Origin of the sequence: Thioclava sp. JM3 (genome assembly GCF_002213185.1) — a bacterium.
Classification (GTDB): Bacteria; Pseudomonadota; Alphaproteobacteria; order Rhodobacterales; family Rhodobacteraceae; genus Thioclava; species Thioclava nitratireducens.
In genome coordinates this window covers 200,451-220,030 of sequence record NZ_NBOB01000002.1, presented here as the reverse complement: position 1 = coordinate 220,030, position 19,580 = coordinate 200,451, and the positions used below count along the sequence as shown (strand labels likewise).

The 19,580-nt window shown below is 65.2% G+C and carries 18 protein-coding genes; 16 read left to right on the top strand and 2 right to left on the bottom strand.

The window, feature by feature from the left end; genetic code table 11:
* Positions 1 to 105: 105 nt before the first annotated feature.
* The 10 genes from B6V73_RS04400 to B6V73_RS04355 all read left to right on the top strand — a co-directional run bounded on the left by B6V73_RS04400 (position 106) and on the right by B6V73_RS04355 (position 11,132).
* Complete coding sequence (locus tag B6V73_RS04400; protein WP_088724640.1) at positions 106 to 1,125, top strand: aldo/keto reductase; 1,020 nt, start codon at positions 106 to 108, stop codon at positions 1,123 to 1,125.
* A 225-nt stretch (positions 1,126 to 1,350) separates the two neighbouring features.
* Entirely contained in the window at positions 1,351 to 1,722 is a 372-nt protein-coding gene (locus B6V73_RS04395; RefSeq protein WP_075776291.1) for a hypothetical protein, read from the top strand.
* On the top strand, positions 1,719 to 4,043 hold the full coding sequence (locus B6V73_RS04390) for a pyrroloquinoline quinone-dependent dehydrogenase (protein WP_088719136.1): 2,325 nt from the start codon (positions 1,719 to 1,721) through the stop codon (positions 4,041 to 4,043). The genes B6V73_RS04395 and B6V73_RS04390 overlap by 4 nt, the downstream gene beginning before the upstream one ends.
* Positions 4,044 to 4,250: 207 nt before the next feature.
* Complete coding sequence (locus B6V73_RS04385; protein ID WP_088724639.1) at positions 4,251 to 4,763, top strand: 2Fe-2S iron-sulfur cluster-binding protein; 513 nt, start codon at positions 4,251 to 4,253, stop codon at positions 4,761 to 4,763.
* Positions 4,760 to 5,782: a xanthine dehydrogenase family protein subunit M gene (locus tag B6V73_RS04380; protein WP_088724638.1), complete on the top strand. Its 1,023-nt coding sequence runs from the start codon at positions 4,760 to 4,762 to the stop codon at positions 5,780 to 5,782. Before B6V73_RS04385 ends, B6V73_RS04380 begins: the two co-directional genes overlap by 4 nt.
* Positions 5,779 to 7,974 (top strand): xanthine dehydrogenase family protein molybdopterin-binding subunit, encoded by a 2,196-nt coding sequence (locus B6V73_RS04375; protein ID WP_088719138.1) that lies wholly within the window; start codon positions 5,779 to 5,781, stop codon positions 7,972 to 7,974. Before B6V73_RS04380 ends, B6V73_RS04375 begins: the two co-directional genes overlap by 4 nt.
* Positions 7,964 to 8,881 (top strand): XdhC family protein, encoded by a 918-nt coding sequence (locus tag B6V73_RS04370; RefSeq protein WP_088719139.1) that lies wholly within the window; start codon positions 7,964 to 7,966, stop codon positions 8,879 to 8,881. Before B6V73_RS04375 ends, B6V73_RS04370 begins: the two co-directional genes overlap by 11 nt.
* Positions 8,882 to 8,884: 3 nt before the next feature.
* A complete protein-coding gene (locus B6V73_RS04365; protein WP_088724637.1) occupies positions 8,885 to 9,457 on the top strand; it encodes an NTP transferase domain-containing protein in 573 nt (190 codons plus the stop codon).
* Positions 9,458 to 9,504: 47 nt separating this feature from the next.
* Positions 9,505 to 10,500: a DNA topoisomerase IB gene (locus tag B6V73_RS04360; RefSeq protein ID WP_088724636.1), complete on the top strand. Its 996-nt coding sequence runs from the start codon at positions 9,505 to 9,507 to the stop codon at positions 10,498 to 10,500.
* Positions 10,501 to 10,643: 143 nt separating this feature from the next.
* A complete protein-coding gene (locus tag B6V73_RS04355; RefSeq protein WP_075776298.1) occupies positions 10,644 to 11,132 on the top strand; it encodes a fasciclin domain-containing protein in 489 nt (162 codons plus the stop codon).
* A gap of 141 nt (positions 11,133 to 11,273) precedes the next feature.
* Here the strand turns inward: B6V73_RS04355 and B6V73_RS04350 are convergent, their stop codons facing one another.
* Together B6V73_RS04350 and B6V73_RS04345 are read right to left on the bottom strand one after the other, a co-directional pair.
* Positions 11,274 to 11,780, bottom strand: a complete 507-nt coding sequence (locus tag B6V73_RS04350) for a hypothetical protein (RefSeq protein ID WP_088724635.1) — start codon at positions 11,778 to 11,780, stop codon at positions 11,274 to 11,276.
* 1 nt (position 11,781) lies between these two features.
* Complete coding sequence (locus B6V73_RS04345; protein WP_088724634.1) at positions 11,782 to 13,233, bottom strand: trehalose-6-phosphate synthase; 1,452 nt, start codon at positions 13,231 to 13,233, stop codon at positions 11,782 to 11,784.
* A gap of 343 nt (positions 13,234 to 13,576) precedes the next feature.
* Here B6V73_RS04345 and B6V73_RS04340 point away from each other — a divergent pair, with 343 nt between their 5' ends.
* From B6V73_RS04340 to B6V73_RS04315, 6 genes are all read left to right on the top strand, one after another.
* A complete protein-coding gene (locus B6V73_RS04340; RefSeq protein WP_088721982.1) occupies positions 13,577 to 14,632 on the top strand; it encodes an AI-2E family transporter in 1,056 nt (351 codons plus the stop codon).
* A 33-nt stretch (positions 14,633 to 14,665) separates the two neighbouring features.
* Complete coding sequence (locus tag B6V73_RS04335; protein ID WP_077701143.1) at positions 14,666 to 15,475, top strand: hypothetical protein; 810 nt, start codon at positions 14,666 to 14,668, stop codon at positions 15,473 to 15,475.
* A gap of 197 nt (positions 15,476 to 15,672) precedes the next feature.
* Positions 15,673 to 16,533 carry a cytochrome ubiquinol oxidase subunit II gene (locus B6V73_RS04330; RefSeq protein ID WP_143597866.1) on the top strand — a complete coding sequence of 287 codons (861 nt, stop codon included), beginning with the start codon at positions 15,673 to 15,675 and terminating at the stop codon, positions 16,531 to 16,533.
* Positions 16,530 to 18,650 (top strand): cbb3-type cytochrome c oxidase subunit I, encoded by a 2,121-nt coding sequence (locus tag B6V73_RS04325; protein ID WP_088724633.1) that lies wholly within the window; start codon positions 16,530 to 16,532, stop codon positions 18,648 to 18,650. Before B6V73_RS04330 ends, B6V73_RS04325 begins: the two co-directional genes overlap by 4 nt.
* Complete coding sequence (locus B6V73_RS04320) at positions 18,647 to 19,267, top strand: cytochrome c oxidase subunit 3 (RefSeq protein ID WP_075776303.1); 621 nt, start codon at positions 18,647 to 18,649, stop codon at positions 19,265 to 19,267. Before B6V73_RS04325 ends, B6V73_RS04320 begins: the two co-directional genes overlap by 4 nt.
* Positions 19,264 to 19,575, top strand: coding sequence for a cytochrome C oxidase subunit IV family protein (locus B6V73_RS04315; RefSeq protein WP_075776304.1), 312 nt, complete (start codon positions 19,264 to 19,266; stop codon positions 19,573 to 19,575). The genes B6V73_RS04320 and B6V73_RS04315 overlap by 4 nt, the downstream gene beginning before the upstream one ends.
* Positions 19,576 to 19,580: the final 5 nt, after the last annotated feature.

Genomic DNA, 19,580 nt, shown 5'->3' with positions numbered 1-19,580 from the left:
CCAGCCCTACCCTGCGACGCTCGCCGCGAGCGCGGCGCGCCCCATCTACCCGGACCAGAGGGGCCGTCCGAACCGGGCCCCCGACAGATGCGAAAGGAGCGATCCATGCGTTACAGACCTCTCGGCCCCAGCGGCCTCCTCGTCTCGGAACTTTGCCTCGGCACGATGACCTTCGGCGGGTCGGAGGGCATGTGGGGCCAGATCGGCCAGCTGCGGCAGGATGACGCCGACGGGCTGGTGAAGACCGCGATCGACGCAGGCATCAACTTCATCGACACCGCGAATGTCTATGCCGGTGGCGAGAGCGAGCGCATCCTCGGCCAGAGCCTGCGCAATCTCGGTATCGCCCGCGACGAGGTCGTCATCGCGACCAAGGTGCTCGGCCCGATGGGCGAAGGCATCAACCAGCGCGGTGCATCGCGCTATCACATCATGGAGCAGTGCAAGCAGAGCCTGGAGCGGCTGCAGCTCGACCATATCGACCTCTATCAGATCCACGGCTTCGACCCGATGACGCCGATCTCGGAAACGCTGGAGGCGCTGACTACGCTCGTTCAGCACGGCCATATCCGCTATATCGGCCTATCGAACTGGGCCGCATGGCAGGTAATGAAGGCGATCGGCATCGCCGAGGCCCGCAAGCTCGCCCCGATCCTGTCGCTGCAAGCCTATTACACGATCGCCGGGCGCGATCTGGAACGCGAAGTGGTGCCAATGCTGCGCGACACCGGCATGGGCCTGATGGTCTGGAGCCCGCTCGCAGGCGGTCTGCTGTCCGGCAAATACGACCGCGACGGCAAGGGCTCCGACGGGCGCCGCGCCAATTTCGACTTCCCGCCGGTCGAAAAGGACCGCGCTTTCGACCTGATCGACGCGATGCGTCCGATGGCGGAGAAGCGCGATGCGAGCGTGGCGCAGATCGCGCTGGCATGGCTTCTGCATCAGGAAGTAGTCACCAGCGTCATCGTCGGTGCGAAGCGCGAGGACCAACTGACCGACAACATCGTCGCGACGAAGATCAGGCTCGACGCGGACGAGTTGGAGAGCCTCGACAAGCTCAGCGCCTTGCCCGCGGAATATCCCGGCTGGATGCTGGAGCGTCAGGGCGAATACCGTCAGCGCTGAAATAGGGGCGCACATCTCTCACGACACCGCGGCGGGCGGGGCGACGAAATCGCTCCGCCCGCTTTTTCGTGCTGCTGCATCCTCTAGCATGCTGGCCACCAAAGCGGCAGAGGCCCCCGTGCCAAGCGCGTTCCTGCGCCCGGGGCTCAAATCAGTTCAATTTTCATGGACCTCAAAAGACACACCGCGCGTTGGGCGATAAAGCACCTACCAAGGAGAGTTCCGTTGGCACATTCCCGCTCAGCGTCACGGCCACGCAGCATCCTAACTGTTTTGGGGGCGCTCGTCGGCGCCGCCATCGCGATCTGGAATTACGTCACCCCCATGACCGGCGTAACCGGCACGTTCGGCGCAGGGCTGGTGATCGCCTCCTCCGTTTTGATCGCTCTCGCAGGGATCGCGATCCAGATGACAGAGCCGGGCGGAATCCGCACGACATTGCGCGTCCTCGTGGCGCTCGGCCTGATCGGCACCGCTGCAGCTGGCTATTTCCTGCATGAATGGTGGCTGATCGCGGCGATGGGCGTCGTGCTGATCGGCCTCATTTACGACATCGCCTCGAGCCGGGGCGCGCGTTCGAAAGGAGCTTACGCATGAACCGCAAGACCGTCTCGCTCGCCTTCGCCCTCGCCTTCTTTGCGGCCGCCGGGTACGCGCAGGACACGACCGCGACCGACAGCACCGCAACAGATACGACGACCCAACCCGCAGCCGACAGCGGCACGACCGATACCGGCACCACGTCGGGCACGGATACGGCAACCACGGATGCAGCCACGCAATCGGACACGTCCGGCACGGGCGCCGGTACGAACTCGAGCACCGACGCCGGCACGAACACCGATACGGGCGCTACCGCAGACAGCGGTTCCACGGAGACGGGTTCCACGGGCACCCAATCCGACACCCAAACCAATCAGAACCAGCAGACCAACGACCCTGCCGCCAACGAGTCCACGCCTTCCGGCCCCGAGGCCAGCGCGGATCAGGCCAAACCGGTGGCGGATAGCGTCGCCCAGCCGATGCTCGCCAGCGGCACGCGCGAGCGCAACGGCAAACCGCTGGTGCCCGAGAAGCCCGTCTGGAACAGCTTCCACGGCCAGCTCTCCGCACAGAAATATTCGCCGCTGACCCAGATCAATCCCGACAACGTGGGCGATCTGGAAAAGGTCTGGCAGGTCCATACCGGCGACGTCTCAGATGGCTCGGGCGACAAGCCCGCGACCGTTTGGTCGGCCACGCCGATCTTCGCCAATGATACGCTCTATATCGGCACGCCCTTCTACCGCGTGCTGGCGCTCGACCCGGCCACGGGCGAGCAGAAATGGGCCTTCGACACGAAATCCAAGCTGGAGGCTCTGACCCAGCCCGCGCTGAAGAACCGCGGCGTCGCCTATTGGCAGGCCGAGAACCCGGTCGCGGGCAAGGTCTGTCAGAAAATCGTCTATATCGGCACGATGGACGCGCGGCTCTTCGCGCTCGACGCCGATACCGGCAAGCCCTGCCCCGATTTCGGCAAGGACGGCGTGCTGGACGTGAACCAGTGGAACACGGTCAATGACCGCTTCCCGCTTTCGGTTCTGCAGCCGCCGACGGTTGCGGGCAATCACCTGATCCTCGGCTGGGCCGGTCAGGACTGGGAATGGGCCGAAGCTCCTCCCGGTGCGGTCTTCTCAGTCGATGCGCAGACCGGCAAGCTGCAATGGTCCTTCGAGACCCTGCCCGAGAACATCCGCCGCAAGACCGGCACCGCGAATGTCTGGACCGCGATGTCCGTCGATCCGGGTCTGAACATGGTGTACCTCCCGGTGGCCTCGCCCTCGCCGAACTATTGGGGCGGCAACCGAACGCAGCAAATCCCCTACGCAACCTCGACCACCGCGCTCGATCTCGATACCGGCAAGGTCGTCTGGTCGCGCCAATGGGTCCACCACGACATCTGGGACTATGACATCAACTCCGCGCCGACGCTGATGGACATCACCGTCGACGGCAAGGAAATCCCGGCGCTGATGCAGGGCACCAAGATGGGCTTCCTGTTCGTCGTGAACCGCGAGACCGGCGAAGATGTCTGGCCGATCGAGGAACGTCCCGTCCCTCAAGGCGACGGCACGGTGAAAGGTGAGGTCTATGCGAAGACCCAGCCCTTCCCGACCAAACCGGCGCCGCTTCTCGACCAGTCGAAAAAGCCGGAGGTCTGGGGGATCGCCGATCTAGTTTCCGGCGGCGCCTGCTCGAAGCTGTTCGACAACCTCACCTACAAGGGGATGTACACACCCCCGACCACCACCGGCGAAGGCACGCTGGCCTATCCCGACAGTGCGGGCGGCGTGCAGTGGGGCGGCGTGGCCTTCGATCCGAACGCTCAGATCGCAGTCGTGAACACCTCGCATATCGTGCAGTACATCAAACTGTGGGAGCGCCAGAACTACGAGAAGAACGCCAGCGGCTCGGGCAACGAAGCGGGCTTCTACCCGCAGAAAGGCGCGCCCTACGGCATGAGCCTCGGCAACGCGCTGAACTGGCTCGGGATGCCGTGCTGGAAACCGCCCTTCGGCGAGCTGGTCGCGATCGACATGCACACCGGCGACGTCAAGTGGCGCAAGCCGCTGGGCAGCTCGCAGAAATACGGGTTCTTCATGCCCGAGAGCATGGGCTCGCCCACGATCGGCGGTCCGGCGGTGACCAAGTCGGGGCTGATCTTCATCGGCGCGACGATGGATGCCAAGGCGCGCGCCTACGACATCCAGACCGGCAAGGAACTGTGGTCCTCGCAGTTGTCGGCCCCGGTCGTCGCGAACCCGGCGATCTACGAGTACAAGGGGCGCGAATACGTGGCCTTCATCTCGGGCGGCAACTCGATCCTGAAGCCCGCCGTGGGTGATCTGGTGGCCGTCTACGCGCTGCCGCAGAACTGATCGCGGCGCAAAACACTGGGCGGGCGGCGCGGCACGGACCTCGCCCCCGCCCAAGACGCGAACCGCGTCCGCAAAGCCCTCACCGCAACGTGAGGGCTTTATCTCAGGAACCTGTGCCGCGCGCGCGGTGTTCCACATTCAGCCGGTTTGAGCGCCTGCCTCCCCAGATGGCTGCGCCAAGCCCGAATTCCGGACAAGGGGGACCCCATGAAGGTTTCATTTCACGTCAATGGCGAGGCGCGCGCGCTAGACCTCGATCCGCGCGTGACGCTGCTCGACGCGCTGCGCGATCATCTACAACTCACCGGCTCGAAGAAGGGCTGCGATCATGGCCAGTGCGGCGCCTGTACGGTGCTCGTCGATGGCCGCCGGGTGAATTCCTGCCTGAGCCTCGCAGTGATGCATGAAGGCTCCGAGATCACGACGATCGAAGGGCTCGGCACGCCCGAGAACCTCAACCCGCTGCAGCAGGAATTCGTTTCCTGCGACGGCTACCAGTGCGGCTATTGCACGCCGGGGCAGATCATGTCGGCGACGGGCATGCTGGCCGAGGCCAGGGAAGGCGCGCCCAGCCATGTCAGCGACAGCCTCACCGGCACGTCGGAACTGACCGATGCCGAAATCGCCGAGCGAATGAGCGGCAATCTCTGCCGCTGTTCGGCCTATCCCTTCATCCGCGAGGCCATCTCGCGTGTCGCCGAAGCGGAGGAGAAACAATGAGACCTTTCGATTATCTCCGCGCCAACGCACTCGATGACGCGGCCTCCAAGGCGGGTGACGGCGCGCAGTTCATCGCCGGAGGCACCAACCTGCTGGACCTGATGAAGCTGCAGGTGATGACCCCCGAGACGGTTATCGACATCAACCATATCGACGGGCTGGACAAGATCGAGCCGCATGAGGGCGGGCTGAAGATCGGCACGTTGGTGCGCAATGCCGACCTTGCGGCCGATCCGCAGGTGCGCCGCGCCTATCCGGTGCTGTCGCGCGCGCTGCTCGCCGGCGCTTCGGGACAGATTCGCAACAAGGCGACCACGGGCGGCAACCTGCTGCAACGCACGCGCTGCCCCTATTTCTACGACCCGGCAATGGCCTGTAACAAGCGCAACCCCGGCGCGGGCTGTGCCGCCAAGGGCGGTGTCAGCCGCATGCTCGCGATCCTGGGCACCTCGGCCGCCTGTCGCGCAGCCCACCCCTCCGATATGGCGGTGGCGATGCGCGCGCTCGATGCGCAGGTGGAAATCCGTGGCACCGATGGAGCGACCCGCACCGTGGCGCTGGACGAGCTTTATCAGCTGCCCGGCGAAACCCCGGAGATCGAGACCTGCCTCGAGCCGGGCGAGATCATCACCGCAGTGATCCTCCCTGCCCCGCAGTCGAACGCGACGCAGAGCTATCGCAAGATCCGCGACCGCGCCTCTTACGCATTCGCGCTCGTCTCGGTCGCCGCCGTGGTCGAAATGGACGGCGAGACGATCAAGACCGCCTCGCTCGCTTTCGGCGGCATCGGCGCGCGCCCCTGGGCGGATGCGCAAGTCAACGCGATGCTCGAAGGCGAGCCCCCCTCGGAGGAGTTGTTCGGCAGGGCCGCCGACGTGCTGCTGGCCGACGCTGTCATCGACGAGGGCAACGATTTCAAACGCGAGATGACCCGCCGCGCATTGGTCGCGGTGATGCGCGAGGCGACGGGCATGGCCCCGGCCTCGACCGGAACGGACAAGGTGGAGGCGCTGGCATGAGCGACACGTTCACGATGGATGAAGCGCAGCCACGGCTGCTGGACGAAACCAATCAGGGTCTGGTCGGCGCCCCGCTCGATCGTCCCGAGGGCAAGCTGAAAGTCACCGGCACCGCGCCCTATGCCGCCGAATTCGCGCTTGAAGGCATGGTCCACGGCGTGATGCTGCGCGCGACGATCACGCGCGGCAAGGTCACCGGCTTCGACGAGAGCGAAGCGAAGAAACTGCCCGGATATGTCGGGCTGTTCCACGGGCCGAAATTCGTTCGCAACCCGGCGCAGGGCATGGCGGGTGCGTCGCCCGTGCAGCCCGGAGACCGCATCGATTATCACGGCCAGCCGATCGGCCTCGTGGTCGCGGAAAGCTTCGAGACCGCGCGCGATGCCGCCGCACGGATCAAGATCAGCTACGAACAGAACCCCGGCGCACCGGTCGACCCGGCCGGGGTGGATCTCGAACTGAACGAGGGCCGCGAAAGCATCCAGGGCGACCTCGACGCCGCGATGGAGAAGGCCGCGCAGTCGGTGGATATCGAATACACCACCGCTGGTCACGTCTCGGCGGCGATGGAGCCGCATGCCGGTATCGCCGAGTGGAAGGACGGTCGCCTTGTTCTACATGGGTCGCTGCAGATGGTGCGATTCAACAAGGAGGAGCTGGCCGATGCGATTGGCGTCGAGTCGGACAAGGTGCATATCCTCGCGCCCTATGTGGGCGGCGGGTTCGGCTCCAAGCTGGGCATTTCCTCGGAACATATCGCGGCGGCGCTGGCCTCGCGCGAGCTCGAACGCCCGGTGCGGATCGTGCTGAGCCGTCAGACCGTTTTCGACGCCGTGCTGCGCCGCACCGAGACCTGGCAGCGTCTTCGTCTCGCCGCCGACGAGAGCGGCAAGCTGACCGGGATCGGTCACGAGGATCGAGTCTCCAATCTCGAAGAGGAAGCCTTCTCCGAACCGGTGAATGCCGCGAGCCGCTTCATGTATGCCGCGCCCAACCGGGTGATGCGTCAGCATATCTCTCGCAATCACCGCACGCCCTCGGGCTCGGTCCGCGCACCCGGTGAAGCGGTCGGCACCTTCGCAATGGAGACTGCGATGGACGAACTCGCGGAGAAGCTGGGTATCTGCCCGGTGGAACTGCGGCTGCGCAACATACCCGAAAAGCATCCCGAAACCGGTCAGGCCTATTCGGCCCGCGCGCTGGAGGAAAGCCTGCGCGAAGGCGCGAAGCGCTTCGGCTGGGACCAGCGCCCCAAGACAGGGACGCGCCGCGAAGGCGAATGGCTGATCGGCATGGGCGTTGCGGGCGCCGGGCGGTCGAACTTCCTTGTGCCTTCTGCGGCGCGCGTCACGCTCAGCGCGGACGGTGCGTTGGTCGAAACCGACATGACCGATATCGGTACCGGTAGCTACGCCATCCTCGGCCAGATCGCGGGCGAGATGCTGGGCCTGCCGATCGATAAGGTCTCCGTGCATCTGGCCGATAGCGACCTGCCGGGCGCGTCGGGCTCGGGCGGCTCCTTCGGGGCGTCGTCGTCTGGGTCTTCAGTCTTCCTCGCCGCGCGCAAGATCCGCGAACAGCTTGCCGACAAGCTCGGCTGCCGGATCGAGGATCTGAAGCTCGGCAACGGCGAGGTCTCCGGCGACGGCAAGAGCGCGAAGCTGGTCGATCTGCTCAGCGATCCGATCAGCGCCGAAGGCAGGATCGAGGGCGGCAAAACCGCCGAGACCCACTTCTCGGCAGGGTATGGCGCGCATTTCGTTGAAGTCGCCGTGAACGAGGTGTCGGGCGAGGTGCGGGTGCGTCGGATGCTCGGCGTTCTCGGGATCGGTCGCGTGCTGAACGAGAAGACCGCGCGCAGCCAGGCCGTCGGTGGCATGGTCTGGGGCGTGGGCGCGGCATTGCTCGAAGAGCTTGGTCACGATCCGCGCACCGGCCATATTGTCACCCGGGATCTGGCCAATTACCATGTCGCCTCGCATGCGGATATTCCGCGCGACATCGAAGTGGTCTTCCTGCCCGAACGCGACGACGAGGCCAACCCGATCCAGTCGAAGGGCGTCGGCGAGCTCGGGATCTCGGGCTCCGGCGCCGCGGTGATCAACGCGATCCACAACGCGACGGGCATTCGGCTGCATCACTATCCGGCCACGCCGGACAAGGTTCTCGAGGGGTTTGCTGATGGACGGTAGTCCGCTCCGCGCGCGCGCACATACTGAAACCCGGCTCGGCATGGCGGAGATACCGCTGCCCGCGCCGGGACGGTTGGCGGCGCTGGCCATTCTGACGCGGATCGAGGGGGCGGGTTACCGCCCCCTCGGTGCCGCTATGAGCCTCGACGATCGCGGCGACATCCGGGGCCATCTCTCGGCGGGCTGCATCGATGCCGATATTGAGCTGCATCTGAAAAAGGTCGCACAGGACGGCTGCCCGCGGCACTTGCGCTACGGCGAAGGCTCGCCCTTCATCGACCTCGTGCTGCCCTGCGGCGGCGCGCTCGACATCGCCGTGATCCCTGCCCCGCCGGTCTCCGCTCAAGAGCGGATGGCCAAGGCGATCGCTGCCCGCATGCCGTTTTCGCTACACCTCTCGGGCGCGCAGGGCGTTCTGACGCTCGCGCCGCAGCCCGAGACCGATCTGAGCCTGCATCTCGTGCCCGAGCCGCGTTTCGTGGTCTTCGGCACCGGGATCGAAGCCGAGACTTTTGCCCAGCTCGCGGCGGGCGCGGGCTATCAGGCCGATCTCGTCATGCCCGAACCGGTGACCCTGCCCGGCGTGACGAGCCACGAATTCCGGCGCAGCAACCCTCTTGGCGAGATCGCGCCCGATCCACGCATGGCGGCGCTGTTGTTCTTCCACGATCACGACCGGGAAATCCCGATCCTCGCGCAGCTTCTGGAAAGCGACGCGTTCTTCATCGGCGCGCAGGGAAGCCGCCGAACGGCACGTCAGCGCGCGGTGGCGCTGCGCCGCAAAGGGCTCTCGGAAGCCGCGATCTCTCGGCTGCGCGGTCCGGTGGGCCTCATCGAACAGGCGCGCGAGCCGCGGCTGTTGGCGGTCTCCGTGCTGGCCGAAGTGCTGCAACTCGCGCGGGTCTGAAGCTTGGCGCGCAAGATCATGGGCGTGGTTCTTGCGGCGGGCGCGTCGCGGCGCTTCGGTGCCCGTGACAAGCTGGCCGCGCGTTCCGGCGGAGAGGCCGCGCTCGTGCTGCGTGCCGCGAAGACGCTGCGGGGCCTTGGCCTGCCCCGACGTGCCGGGATCACCCGCGGCCCCCAGCTTCCGAAGGAGCTCCGCGGCGCGGGCCTCGACCTTCTCTGCATCGGACCGGGCCGCGCCCAGAGCGCGAGCTTGCATCGCGCGATCCGCGCCGCGCACGCCAGCGGGGCCAGCCATCTCCTGATCGTCCTTGGCGATATGCCCAATGTCTCGCGGGCGCATCTGCGCCAGCTTCTCGCGACACCCGGGCCGCATCCGGGGATGGCCACCTCCGAGGGCCGCCTCGCACCGCCCGCGCTGATCCCGCGCAGGCTGTTCGGCGCGGCTTTGCGGCTGACAGGCGACCGCGGCGCCGGGGCGTTGCTGCGCCGCGCCCCCGACCTGCGACGGATTTCGCTGCCGCCCGGAACGCTGCACGATATCGACCGCCCCGATGACTTGCGAGAAGCCCCGCGATAGGCGCGACACACGGGGAACTGCGCCGAGCCCCCCGGCGTTCTCGCCCCATGAAAGATCTGCCCGATCTCGTCTATTATCCCGATGACCGACCAGGCATCACGCGCCGGCGCTGCGGGCGCGGGTTCACCTATACCGCCCCGGATGGCACGACCATCGCGCGCGGTGCCGAGCGTAGGCGGATCGAGGCACTGGCGGTGCCGCCCGCCTACGAGGACGTCTGGATTTCACCACGTCCGAACGGGCATCTGCAGGCGACGGGGCGCGACGCGCGGGCGCGCAAGCAATACCGCTACCACCCTGACTGGACCGAGTTTCGCGCGCAGCGCAAATTCGACCGGCTCGCGAAATTCGGCACCGTGCTGCCACGCCTGCGTCGCGCGATCCTGAACGACCTGCGTGGCCATGATCCGGGCGACCGGGCCTTCGCGCTGGCCGCGGTTCTGGCGCTGCTCGACCGGACCGCGATCCGCGTCGGCAATGCCGATTACGCCCGCGAGAACCGCAGTTTCGGCGCGACGACATTGCGTGGGGCGCATATGACGCTCGACGGGGACACGCTGCATTTCTCCTTCACCGGCAAGGGTGGCGCGCAGGTCGAAAGCGAGCTCCGCGACAAGACGCTGGAACGCGCCCTGACGCGGCTCGACGATTTGCCGGGCGCCGAGCTGATCACGTGGCTGGACGAGGCGGGGGAGCCCCACTCCGTGCGCTCCGAGGAGGTGAACGCCTTCCTCACTGATCGCACCGGGGCCGAAGGGCTGACGGCGAAGACCTTCCGGACCTGGAACGGATCGGCGGCGGCGCTCGAGGCAGCGATGCGGCAGGCGGATGACGGGCGCGTGACGATCAAGGCGATGGCGGAAGCTGCCGCCGCGCGCCTTCACAACACGCCGGCGATCGCGCGCAATTCCTATATCCACCCCGAGGTAATTGCACTGAGCGAGGCCGAGCCGGAGGCGCTCGCCAGCCTCGCTCAGGACGCTCCGGCGGTGGACGGGCTGCGCCGCGCCGAGGTGCAGTTGCTCCATCTTCTCGACGGCTGACCGCTTCGAACGCCCGCGATCACGCGATATCACGAATACGCGCAAAATTGCGAGCCGCGCGTGATCCGATGCCGCGCATCTCCCGTATCTCTCACATGATCCAACATCGGATCTGCCAACGATCCAACCAAGGGAGAAAGAGAATGCTGAGAAGAACCTTCATGGCCGCTGTCCTCGCCGGAACGGCGCTCGTTTCCGCCCCCGCCCATGCCGACAATCATGGCGGAATGGATATCGTCGACACCGCCGTGAACGCAGGCAGCTTCGAGACGCTCGTGGCCGCCGTGCAGGCTGCGGGTCTCGTCGACACGCTCAAGGGCGATGGCCCCTTCACCGTCTTCGCGCCCACGGACGAGGCCTTCGCCGCGTTGCCCGAAGGCACCGTCGATGACCTACTCAAACCCGAGAACAAGGACAAGCTGACCTCGATCCTGACTTATCACGTCGTGCCCGGAAAGGTAATGTCCGGCGATCTGAGCGACGGGATGATGGCCGCGACGGTGCAGGGCTCGGAAGTCACGATCAAGACCGACCCCGCGGTCATGGTCGACGACGCCAGCGTCACGCAGGCGGATGTCGAAGCCAGCAACGGCGTGATCCACGTAATCGACAAGGTGATCATGCCCAAGTGACGGGCTTCAGGAAAAGCCCCGAGCATTAGGGAGGCCTGTCGAGGGTCCGCTTTTCGACAAGCCGATCCCGGGCCGTTCGCGCAGCTTCATGCGCGAGCGGCTTGTTCTTTGGCCGAGCGCTCGGCCCCGGAGAGAACCCGTTCAGGCATGTGCGCTCAGGATCGAGCCGCTCCCGCCAGGATCGCCGCCACCGGCGACCAGGTCGCTTTCCGCGGGCAGATCGTCGGCGTGAATGACCGGCGCTCCGGTGATACGCGACAGGTTCTGTGCGATTGCGTCGATTGCGGCATGGCACGCGTGATCGCCATCGTGCTTGGGCACGAAGATGCGCGTCAAACCATGCGCCTGCATGATGTAGGACAGCACATGCGCGATCGAGCCATGCTCTTCCGGATCGGAGAGCGCCTCGTCTTTATAGGTCAGGAAGGATGCGCAGATCGGCGTCGCGCCACAAGCGCCGAGCTGGGCGATCAGCGCCCCGCGCCCACCGCCTTCTTGCGACAGGCAAACGATGTGAGAGCGGTCATCCTTCAGTGCCTCGATGAACGCGCCGTGGCACTCGAGATCGCAATTCCCGGGATGAAGCATCAGGACGAGCGCGCCCTCCTCCGACGCGGTCGTCTCCAGATTTCGTGACATCATGGTCATATCAGACCTCCTCCTTTGAAATAGAGCGGTGCGCGCCCGGGTCGAATTCCCGGCCCTCTTCTTCGTCCCGAAGCCATTCGGCGGCGCGCCCGGTAATGCGCAACGCGGGTGTGCAGGCGGCGAGCCGATTGAGGAAGCTGCGCGCCCAGATCCGCGTATCGGTCGCCTCGACTACCTTCAGGCAGGCGGTATGGCGCGCCTGACGCTCCTCGAGCGGCATCGTGAGCGCCCGGCGGATCGCGGCCGCCGTCTCGTCGACGTCATGCGGGTTGACCAGCAGGGCCTCGGTCATGTCCTCTGCGGCGCCCGCGAAGCGCGACAGCACCAACACGCCCGGATCTTCCGGGTCCTGTGCCGCGACATATTCCTTCGCCACGAGGTTCATCCCGTCCGCAAGCGGCGTGACGAGCGCGGCCCGTGCGCCGCGCAGCAACCCCGCGATCTCGTCGCGCGGCACGGGGCGGTGCAGGAAACGGATCGGCGCCCAATGGACCTCGCCGAAGCGTCCGTTCACCTGCCCCGCGATCTGCTGCAGATCGGCGGTGATCTCCTGATAGGCCCGCACGCTTTCGCGCGACGGCGGGGCGATCTGCACCAGCGAGGCGCGCGGCCCCGTGTCGTAGCTCTCGAGGTAGCGTTCGAACGCGCGGAAGCGTTGCGGCAGCCCCTTGGAGTAGTCGAGCCGGTCGACGCCGATGACATAGGCATCGCCGAACAATTCGTGCGCGGGCGGCGGCGCGCAGTCCTGCGCCGCCCGGGCGAAGCTCTCAGCCGAGATACCGATCGGAAAGGACCGGACGGATACCTCCTGCGCGCCGAATTTGATCGCGCCGTCGGGCAACATTTCTGCCCTCGGATCGGCGCGGAACATCTCGAGACAGCGCGCCACGTCGGCACGCGTCTGCAACCCGACGAGATCGTAATGCGCCAGCCAGCGCGCGAAGGCGGGCGGATCGGGCAACACGTCGAGATCGGTGATGTTGGGGAAAGGGATGTGAAGGAAAAAGCCGATGCGATTGGTTACGCCGAGGCTGCGCAGCTCCTCGGCCAACGGGAAGAAATGGTAGTCGTGAATCCAGATGTGATCTTCGGGCGAAATCACCTCGGCCATCTGCTGCGCGATACGGCGGTTCACCCGGAGGTAGCCCTCGTCGAAGCTGCGATTGATCTCGACCAGATCGGTGCGGTGATGCGCGATCGGCCAGAGCACGGAATTGGCGAAGCCGAGGTAATAGGCCTCGCGGTCTTCCTCGGTCAGACGGAAGGCGAGCTTGTCGTATTGGGTGCCCCCCATATCGATGAGTGCGGGCTCTTCGGACCCGATCTCGGGATGCGCGCCGATCCAGATGCCGCCCTTTTCGCGCAGCGCCTCGTGGAGCGCCACCACGAGCCCACCCGAGGGCGTCGCCTCGGAGGGAATGCGGTTGGACACGACGATGAGACGGGCGGGCATGACTGAAAAAACCTCCGGATTGAACGAATGGTGACGGCTGTCACGTCTGAAATATTCGTCCGCTCAACGCCCCCTTGAAGCGCGCAGTTCCGCCCGATGGCGGAGCGTCGGCAAAAAAGTTTAGGCGATTAACATAAGACATTCCGAACTTTTTGTTCGGGTACATTTTTTCATATCTTTTCATCTTGTTCCGAGAAGTCCGGGAAAAACAGCTTGCTTCGCGCGCGTACGAGGGGACGCCAAAGCGGGATGACAATTCACTTCCGCAGTGTCGCGCGCACGGAACCTCGACGGAGGCGACTGGTTGGCTTTTCAACAAGCGAAACCTGCCACGGAGAGCGACATGTCACACCCGGCTCAACCCCGCACAGAAGACGCGCGTCCGGCGCCGCGGGGGCTGCGCGCATGGGTCACGCGCGAGCGGATCGCCTTCTGGCTGCCGATCGCGATTTTCCTTCTGCTGGTCCTGATCGCTCCCCATATCCTGCTGCTGATCTTCGCAGGGCTGCTCATCGCGGTTTTTCTGCGCATGGGCGGGAACGCGATCGCGCGCAGGCTGCGTATTGGCGAAGGCTGGGGGCTCCTGATCTACGCGCTGCTGCTGATCGGGCTTGGGGTGCTGTTCTTCGTATATGCGGCGCAGGGGCTGTCAGACCAGCTCGACCAGTTGCTGAGCGCCCTGCCCGAGGCACGAAAGCAGGCACAGCAATTCATCGACTCGCATGGCTGGCTGCATTCCTTCACGCGCTCGATCGATCTGGGCGCGATGGCGCCGTCCGGCGAAGGAGCCGCGACGACCGTGATGGTGTCGATTGGCATGCTCGGGAACGCGTTGCTGATAACCTTCATCGGTGTATACGGCGCGGTGGAGCCGCAGCTGTATCGGCGCGGGATCGCCGCGCTCTTTCCGGCCTCTGACCGCGACTGGATCGTCGCGAGTTTCGCGACCGGCTGGGCGGCCCTGTCTGGCTGGCTCTTCGCGCAGATGATTTCGATGACGGTGATCGGCGTGCTGACCTTCATCGGCCTTTGGGCGCTGAACGTGCCGCTGGCCGCGATCCTCGCGATCCTCGCAGGGCTTCTGACCTTCATTCCCAATATCGGCCCGGTCCTGTCAGCGATCCCCGCCATGGCGATGGGTCTGACGGTGAGTCCGATCACGATGCTTTGGGTCGTGCTGCTCTATCTCGGCGTTCAGGCGCTCGAGAGCAATGTCGTCACACCGCAGATCCAGGAGAGGGCGATGTCGCTGCCGCCGGCGCTGGTGATCGCGTTCCAACTGCTGATGGGCAGCTTCTTCGGCATTCTCGGGCTCGCGCTCGCGACGCCTCTGCTCGCGGTCCTGATGCTGATGACGCGGCGCCATTACCTGCCGCTCGTCAGGCCCGAGACCGCCTGACCACCTTTCCTTTCCATCCTTCCGGAGCTTTCGTTGACCACTTTCCTCATCCTCCTCGGCGCCGCCCTCGTCGCGATTTCACTTTGGGACATCCTTCTGTGCGCGTTGGGCGCAGGACAGTCCGGGGCGCTCTCGCGTGCCGTCGCGCGGTTCGGCTTCGCGCGGATGCGCACGATTGGTCACACGCGGATCGCGCATCGGATTTGCGGACCGGTGACGATGGCGTGGCTGGGCGCGGTCTGGATCGCTGCGGTCGCCTTTGGCTGGAGCCTGATCTTCTTCGCAGCGAGCCGATCGCTCGAAACGACAAAGGGCCTGCCTGCGGCGAGCTTCGCCGACAGCCTCTCCTACGCCGGGCACCTTCTTTCGACGCTGGGCGGCGGCTACGCCAACCCCGCGGGCACCGGCTGGTCGCTGATCTCGGTCATCACCGGGGTGACGGGAATGCTGGTGCTTACGCTGGCGGTGAGCTTTGTCTTCTCCACCACGCAGGCGGCAGCGCAGGGCCGCGCGGTGATGGCGCTGGCTGAGGTATTTCCCCCGGGCTCCGACGAGTTCACCGGGCAGTTCCTGCCGCAATTTTCCAGCTACGTCGCACAGGTGAAATCCATTCCCTTCGCTCTTTTCTACAGCACCGCGCGGCCGCAGCGGAGACTGCCGCGCGGGATCTACCGCCTCTGGAGAGACGCACGTCTGACAGAGACACAGCGCCGCGCGCTCCGGATCATCTTGCATGAAATTCCCGGGCTGGAGGAGGTCGCACCCGAGCGGTTCGACGGCGCGCTTCTCGACTGGGCGATGCGCCACGACCTGTGCCCGAACGAGATGAGGCGCAGCCAATGACACACAGCCTCGCAGCACCAAGAAACGCGCATAACGTTGAGCGGCCCGCATGGTTCCGTGAAAAAAACGTGTTGGGCAGCCGAACTTGTCCGACGAGGAGGTCGGTCTACCGTTTCCGCACACCCCCTTGTGCACGCGAGTTTGCCATGTCCCTTGCCGCCTCGATCCGCAGAGCCCCCCTCCTATCCGGAGCGGTCGTGGCCCTCTGGATGGGCTGGGGCTGGACCGGCGCGGGAGAGGCGCGAGCAGAGAGTTTTCTCGACCCGGCCGGGCCGATCGCCTCCGCTCAGGTTACTCATCTGAAGATCATCCTGATCCTCATGGCGATCGTCGTGATCCCGGTTTTCGCGGCGACCCCGTGGTTGATCCGGCGCTACCGCTACGGACGCTCGAAGGGCGAATACCGCCCCGACTGGTCGTTCGCCACGGTGTTCGAAATTCTGGCCTGGGGCGTGCCGATCCTGGTCGTGCTGATGCTTGCCGTTTATCTGTGGCAGCGGACCCACACCCTCGATCCTTACAACCCGGTGGCGGGCAAGGCGGGCAAGCCGCTGGTCGTCGATGTGGTCGCCTATGACTGGAAATGGCTGTTCCTCTATCCCGAAGAAGGCGTGGCGAGCGTGGGCGAGCTGGCCTTCCCTGCCTCGCGCCCGCTCGAGCTGCATCTGACCTCCGACACGGTGATGCAGAGCTTCATGATCCCGCGGCTGGGCAGCCAGATCTACGCGATGAAGGGGATGCAGACGAAGCTGCATCTGGCCGCCGACGGCCCCGGCACCTTCGAGGGCCGCAACACGCAGTTTAACGGCGAAGGGTTCTACACGCAGAATTTCAAGGCGAGCGCCATGAACGACGAGGTATTCGCACGCTGGGTGAAGGCGGCGAAGGCGCGCGGCCTGCCTCTCGACGACAAGGCACGCGCAGCGCTGGAGGAAAAAAGCAACAAGGTCGAACTGGCCCGCGCGCTCGACCAGCCTACCGAGCAGCCGATCCTGTTCTCGACCGCGCCGAGCGGAATGTTCGACGAGATCGCCGGCCTGAAGGAGACGCAACAATGAACACATGGAGCAGCATCTGGGGTTTCCCCTTCGGACGCCTGACGCTGGACGCGCTGCCGGTCACCGATATCGTGCGCGCCGATGGCAGGACCGAGTTGCTCTCCGGCATCACTGGCACTGCCGCTGCGGGCATGGCGGTGCTGGGCTTCGTCGTCGTGGTTATCTTGATCACGGTGAAAGGATGGTGGCGACCGCTCTGGAGCGAGTGGCTGACTTCGGTCGATCACAAGAAGATCGGCATCATGTATATCGTCTTCTCCTTCGTGATGCTGGCGCGAGCGCTGGCCGAAGCCTTCGTGATGCGCAGCCAGCAGGTGGTGGGCCATGACGGCGGTGGGATCGTGATGCCCGACCATTTCGCGCAGCTCTTCACCACCCATGGCACGATCATGATTTTCTTCATGGCGATGCCCTTCCTGACCGGCATGATCAATTTCGTGATGCCGTTGCAGATCGGCGCGCGCGATGTGGCCTTCCCGGTGCTGAACTCGGTCTCGCTGATGCTGACGATCGCGGGCGGCCTGATCCTGATGATCTCGCTGGTGCTGGAGCCCTTCTCGACCGGCGGCTGGTCCGGTTACCCGCCCTATACGGAAGCCGCCTACAACCCCGGCGCGGGGCCGGATTACTGGATCTGGGCGGTGACGCTGTCGTCGATCGGGTCGACTTTCACGGGGCTGAATTTCGCCGTGACGATCTACAAGAAGCGCTGCCCCGGCATGAAGCTTATGCGGATGCCGCTGTTCACCTGGACGTCGCTCTGCACCTCGATCCTGATGATCTTCGCGATGCCGCCGCTGACCATCGCGACGGCGCTGCTCGCGCTGGATCGCTACATGGGCTTCCACTTCTTTACCAATGGGGGTGGCGGCAACATGATGAACTACGCCAACCTGTTCTGGCTGTTCGGCCATCCGGAGGTCTATATCCTCATCCTGCCCGCGTTCGGCGTCTGGTCGGAGGTATTCTCGACCTTCTCGGGCAAGACGCTCTACGGCTACACCGCGCTGGTGATCGCGACGATGGCAATCGCGGTGCTGAGCTTCACCGTTTGGGTCCACCATTTCTTCACGATGGGCCAGAGCGCCAATCTGAATGCCGCCTTCGGCATTGCCACGATGACGATCGGGGTGCCCACAGGGGTCAAGATCTACGACTGGATGCTGACGATGTTTCGCGGGCGGGTGCGCATCTCGGTGCCGATGCTTTACGCCATCGCCTTCCTGTTCCTGTTCACCGTCGGCGGGCTGTCGGGCATCATTCTGGCGAACCCGTCGGTCGACTACCAGGTCCACAACACGCTGTTCCTCGTGGCGCATTTCCACAACATGCTGATCCCCGGACTGCTTTACGGAATGATCGCAGGCTACACGATGTGGTTTCCCAAGGCCTTCGGGTTCCGGCTCGACGAGAAATGGGGCTACCGCGCAGCGTGGTGCTGGATACTCGGCTTCATGGGGGCGTTCTTCCCGCTCTACGTACTGGGGCTGATGGGAATGCCGCGGCGGATGTCGGGCTATTTCTCCGGACAGTGGCTGCCATGGACGATCATCGCGTTGGGCGGCGCGGTCCTGATCCTCGCCGGTTTCCTCGCGCTGATCGTGCAACTCTGGGTTTCGGTGCGCGATCGCAAGCGGCTGGCCGTGCCGGTAGGCGATCCCTGGGACGGGCGCTCGCTCGAATGGGGCATCCCCGCCCCCGCGCCGGAATGGAACTTCCCCGCCCTGCCCCGTGTCGAGGGCCGCGACGCCTTTGCGACGCTGAAAGCCTCGGGTCATGATCTCGGCCCGCCCGAGGACGGGTTCGAAGATATCTGGCTGCCGAAGAACGCCGCGTTCGGCCCAGTGATCGGGGCGCTCGGCACGGCGCTGGCCTTCACGCTGACATGGTACATGTGGTGGGCGGTTCTGCCGCTTGCGGCACTGGTGCCGCTGGTGATCATCGCTCAGGGCTTCCGGCGCGACACCGAGAAGCGCGTCCCTGCCGAGGAAGTCCGCAAGGAATGGCGCGCCTTCCGCGAACTGGCCGCCCGCACGCCGCGCGTGCCCCGCACGTCCGAATACACCCGCGACAACCGCGGCCACGCCATACCGATGTCGCAGGAGGCCACGCGATGAGCCAGACCACCCGTCATCCCGGCCTCAACCTCGGTTCCAAGCACCAGAGCGCCGACGACCAAGCCGAAACCGAAGTCTTCGGCTTCTGGGTCTTCATGATGTCCGATGCGATCCTGTTCGGCCTGCTGATGGCGACCTATGTGGTGATGCGGCCCAACACGAATGGCGGCCCCGGCCCGCAGGAACTGTTCGAGCTGAAGTCGATCTTCATCGAGACGATGCTGCTGCTGACGTCATCGGTCGCGATTGGCTTTTCTCATCTCGCACTCAAGCACGAGCCGCGCCCGGTGAAGATGGTGCTGTGGTTGCTGATCGCGATGGCGCTCGCGCTGACCTTCGTGGGCTTCGAGATCCACGACTTCCTGAAGATGTTCTCGGAAGGCGGCACACCTCAGCGCAGCGGATTCCTGTCGTCCTTCTTCGCGCTGGTGCCGCTGCATGGGCTGCACGTCACGTTCTCCTGCCTCTGGGCAGTCGCGATCCTGGGGCAGATGCTCGTTTACGGTCTGGACGACCGGGTAAAGCTGTCGATGGTGCGCCTCGCCGTGCTCTGGCACTTCCTCGACATCGTCTGGATCGGAATTTTCTCCATCGTCTATATCGGGGGGCTGGCATGAGCGAACATGACGAAAGACGCCAAGAGGCCCGCAGCTACCTGATCGGCTATGCGCTCGCGCTGGCGCTGACCCTGCCGATCTTCGCACTGGTGGCGTGGGATCTGCTGCCGAAAGTGGCGATCTGGTGGACAACCGCCGTGGCCGCGATCGTGCAGATCGTGGTCCATTTCCGCTTCTTCCTGCATATTCGCCTGAAGGGGCAGAAGCAGGAAGACCTGCATCTGATCCTGTTCACCACGCTGATCTTGCTGCTGATGGGCGGCGGGACGCTGTGGCTGCTGTGGAACCTGCACGCGCGGATGATCTGAGCCGA